A 4,464-nucleotide genomic window follows, 5' to 3' on the forward strand; every position below is an offset into this window, starting at 1 on the left:
TAGCTGTGACGTTACTTACAGAAGAAGCACCGGCTAACTCCGTGCCAGCAGCCGCGGTAATACGGAGGGTGCGAGCGTTAATCGGAATTACTGGGCGTAAAGCGTACGCAGGCGGTTTGTTAAGCGAGATGTGAAAGCCCCGGGCTCAACCTGGGAACTGCATTTCGAACTGGCAAACTAGAGTGTGATAGAGGGTGGTAGAATTTCAGGTGTAGCGGTGAAATGCGTAGAGATCTGAAGGAATACCGATGGCGAAGGCAGCCACCTGGGTCAACACTGACGCTCATGTACGAAAGCGTGGGGAGCAAACAGGATTAGATACCCTGGTAGTCCACGCCGTAAACGATGTCTACTAGAAGCTCGGGTCTTCGGACTTGTTTTTCAAAGCTAACGCATTAAGTAGACCGCCTGGGGAGTACGGCCGCAAGGTTAAAACTCAAATGAATTGACGGGGGCCCGCACAAGCGGTGGAGCATGTGGTTTAATTCGATGCAACGCGAAGAACCTTACCTACACTTGACATACAGAGAACTTACCAGAGATGGTTTGGTGCCTTCGGGAACTCTGATACAGGTGCTGCATGGCTGTCGTCAGCTCGTGTTGTGAGATGTTGGGTTAAGTCCCGCAACGAGCGCAACCCCTATCCTTAGTTGCCAGCGATTCGGTCGGGAACTCTAAGGAGACTGCCGGTGATAAACCGGAGGAAGGTGGGGACGACGTCAAGTCATCATGGCCCTTACGTGTAGGGCTACACACGTGCTACAATGGCGCATACAGAGTGCTGCGAACCTGCGAGGGTAAGCGAATCACTTAAAGTGCGTCGTAGTCCGGATTGGAGTCTGCAACTCGACTCCATGAAGTCGGAATCGCTAGTAATCGCGTATCAGAATGACGCGGTGAATACGTTCCCGGGCCTTGTACACACCGCCCGTCACACCATGGGAGTGGGTTGCTCCAGAAGTGGATAGTCTAACCTTCGGGAGGACGTTCACCACGGAGTGATTCATGACTGGGGTGAAGTCGTAACAAGGTAGCCCTAGGGGAACCTGGGGCTGGATCACCTCCTTATACGATTTAGAACTTATTTGTTCGTAGTGTCCACACAGATGATTGTTAGTCTGTAGCTCAGTTGGTTAGAGCGCACCCCTGATAAGGGTGAGGTCGGTAGTTCAAATCTACTCAGACCCACCACTTCTTCTTGATACTGCGTTGTAAGCTTCGTCGTTTAGTGAACTAAACGTCCTCAACTTACGCCTTGTCTCAATCGAAGTGGCAAACATAACAATAAGTACCAGCATATGTGGGGCTATAGCTCAGCTGGGAGAGCGCCTGCCTTGCACGCAGGAGGTCAGCAGTTCGATCCTGCTTAGCTCCACCACTTTTACTCCTTAAAAATAAACATTCTTAATCAGGTAATAAACTGCTTGAGAATAGAGTGTGTTTAATTTTGAGAAGTTTATTCTCTTGCTCTTTAAAAATTTGGAAAGCTGATATTAAAATTCTTATAGATATTCGTATCTATAAAGAGTTTTCAAAAGTAAAAAATATGCCAGTTAATCAGYAATGATTAATCGGTATCTACTTTAGTATTCTCATCATTATTTGATGAATTACTTGCGATAAGCCTAGTCAAGCTAGTAAAAAGCGCTTGAGRCTAGGATTTCCGAATGGGGAAACCCACCTGCTTGCAGGTATCTTRCACTGAATACATAGGTGTAAGAGGCGAACGCGGAGAACTGAAACATCTAAGTACCCGTAGGAACAGAAATCAACCGAGATTCCGGAAGTAGCGGCGAGCGAAACCGGACCAGCCCTTAAGCTTATTATGTGTTAGTGGAACATTCTGGAAAGTTTGACGATACAGGGTGATAGTCCCGTACACGAAAATGCATCTTAAGTGAAATCGAGTAGGTCGGAGCACGTGAAACTTTGACTGAATATAGGTGGACCATCATCTAAGGCTAAATACTCCCAACTGACCGATAGTGAACCAGTACCGTGAGGGAAAGGCGAAAAGAACCCCTGTGAGGGGAGTGAAATAGAACCTGAAACCGTGTACGTACAAGCAGTAGGAGCCCTTCGAGGGTGACTGCGTACCTTTTGTATAATGGGTCAGCGACTTATATTTTGTAGCGAGGTTAACCGATTAGGGTAGCCGTAGGGAAACCGAGTCTTAACTGGGCGTATAGTTGCAAGGTATAGACCCGAAACCCGGTGATCTAGCCATGGGCAGGTTGAAGGTTGAGTAACATCAACTGGAGGACCGAACCCACTAACGTTGAAAAGTTAGGGGATGACCTGTGGCTAGGAGTGAAAGGCTAATCAAACCGGGAGATAGCTGGTTCTCCCCGAAATCTATTTAGGTAGAGCCTCGGACGAATACTTACGGGGGTAGAGCACTGTTAAGGCTAGGGGGTCATCCCGACTTACCAACCCTTTGCAAACTCCGAATACCGTAAAGTACTATCCGGGAGACACACGGCGGGTGCTAACGTCCGTCGTGAAGAGGGAAACAACCCAGACCGCCAGCTAAGGTCCCAAAGTCATAGTTAAGTGGGAAACGATGTGGAAAGGCCCAGACAGCCAGGAGGTTGGCTTAGAAGCAGCCATCCTTTAAAGAAAGCGTAATAGCTCACTGGTCGAGTCGGTCTGCGCGGAAGATGTAACGGGGCTAAACTATGCACCGAAGCTGCGGATTCAAACTWTGTTTGAGTGGTAGGGGAGCGTTCTGTAAGCCGTTGAAGGTGWACCGGGAGGTWTGCTGGAGGTATCAGAAGTGCGAATGCTGACATGAGTAACGATAATGCGGGTGAAAAACCCGCACGCCGGAAGACCAAGGGTTCCTATCCCATGTTAATCAGGGTAGGGTAAGTCGACCCCTAAGGCGAGGCCGAAAGGCGTAGTCGATGGGAAACGGGTTAATATTCCCGTACTTGGTATAATTGCGATGGGGGGACGGAGCAGGCTAAACAAGCATGGCGTTGGTTGTCCATGTGAAAGTGAGTAGGTTGGTGACTTAGGAAAATCCGGGTTGCTAAGACTGAGACACGAGACGAGCMMCYAAGGKKGTGAAGTTGTTGATGCCATACTTCCAGGAAAAGCCTCTAAGCTTCAGATTATACCGAATCGTACCCCAAACCGACACAGGTGGTCAGGTAGAGAATACTAAGGCGCTTGAGAGAACTCGGGTGAAGGAACTAGGCAAAATTGTACCGTAACTTCGGGAGAAGGTACGCTCCTATCTGTGATGAGACTTGCTCTCTAAGCGGACGGGAGCCGCAGTGACCAGGTGGCTGGGACTGTTTATTAAAAACACAGCACTGTGCAAAATCGCAAGATGACGTATACGGTGTGACACCTGCCCGGTGCCGGAAGGTTAATTGATGGGGTTAGTTTTCGGACGAAGCTCTTGATCGAAGCCCCGGTAAACGGCGGCCGTAACTATAACGGTCCTAAGGTAGCGAAATTCCTTGTCGGGTAAGTTCCGACCTGCACGAATGGTGTAACCATGGCCACGCTGTCTCCACCCGAGACTCAGTGAAATTGAAATCGCAGTGAAGATGCTGTGTACCCGCGGCTAGACGGAAAGACCCCGTGAACCTTTACTACAGCTTGGCACTGAACATTGACCCTACATGTGTAGGATAGGTGGGAGGCTTTGAAGCAGAAACGCTAGTTTTTGTGGAGCCGTCCTTGAAATACCACCCTTGTAGTGTTGATGTTCTAACGTTGGCCCCTAATCGGGGTTACGGACAGTGCCTGGTGGGTAGTTTGACTGGGGCGGTCTCCTCCCAAAGAGTAACGGAGGAGCACGAAGGTTGGCTAAGTACGGTCGGACATCGTACGGTTAGTGTAATGGTAGAAGCCAGCTTAACTGCGAGACAGACACGTCGAGCAGGTACGAAAGTAGGTCATAGTGATCCGGTGGTTCTGAATGGAAGGGCCATCGCTCAACGGATAAAAGGTACTCCGGGGATAACAGGCTGATACCGCCCAAGAGTTCATATCGACGGCGGTGTTTGGCACCTCGATGTCGGCTCATCACATCCTGGGGCTGAAGTCGGTCCCAAGGGTATGGCTGTTCGCCATTTAAAGTGGTACGCGAGCTGGGTTTAGAACGTCGTGAGACAGTTCGGTCCCTATCTGCCGTGGGCGTTTGAGAATTGAGAGGGGTTGCTCCTAGTACGAGAGGACCGGAGTGAACGAACCGCTGGTGTTCGGGTTGTCATGCCAATGGCACTGCCCGGTAGCTACGTTCGGAACTGATAAGCGCTGAAAGCATCTAAGCGCGAAGCAGGCCTCGAGATGAGTTCTCACTAGACTTTTAAAGTCTCTGAAGGGCCGTTGAAGACTACAACGTTGATAGGCAGGATGTGGAAGTGGTGTGAGCCATTAAGCTAACCTGTACTAATTACCCGTGAGGCTTAACCATACAACGCCAAACGCGTTTTATGACAGCGTAAC

At 49.7% G+C, this 4,464-nt stretch carries 1 tRNA gene and 2 rRNA genes; all 3 read left to right on the forward strand.

What is annotated here, in order from left to right:
• Positions 1-1,068: ribosomal RNA gene (locus tag IRQ78_RS20315) — 16S ribosomal RNA — on the forward strand; the annotation flags it as partial.
• A gap of 234 nt (positions 1,069-1,302) precedes the next feature.
• Positions 1,303-1,378 (forward strand) — tRNA-Ala (locus tag IRQ78_RS20320).
• A gap of 173 nt (positions 1,379-1,551) precedes the next feature.
• Positions 1,552-4,432: ribosomal RNA gene (locus tag IRQ78_RS20325) — 23S ribosomal RNA — on the forward strand.
• The last annotated feature ends 32 nt before the right edge of the window (positions 4,433-4,464 follow it).

Origin of the sequence: Pseudoalteromonas simplex, assembly GCF_015278155.1 — a bacterium.
Taxonomy (GTDB): Bacteria; Pseudomonadota; Gammaproteobacteria; order Enterobacterales; family Alteromonadaceae; genus Pseudoalteromonas; species Pseudoalteromonas simplex.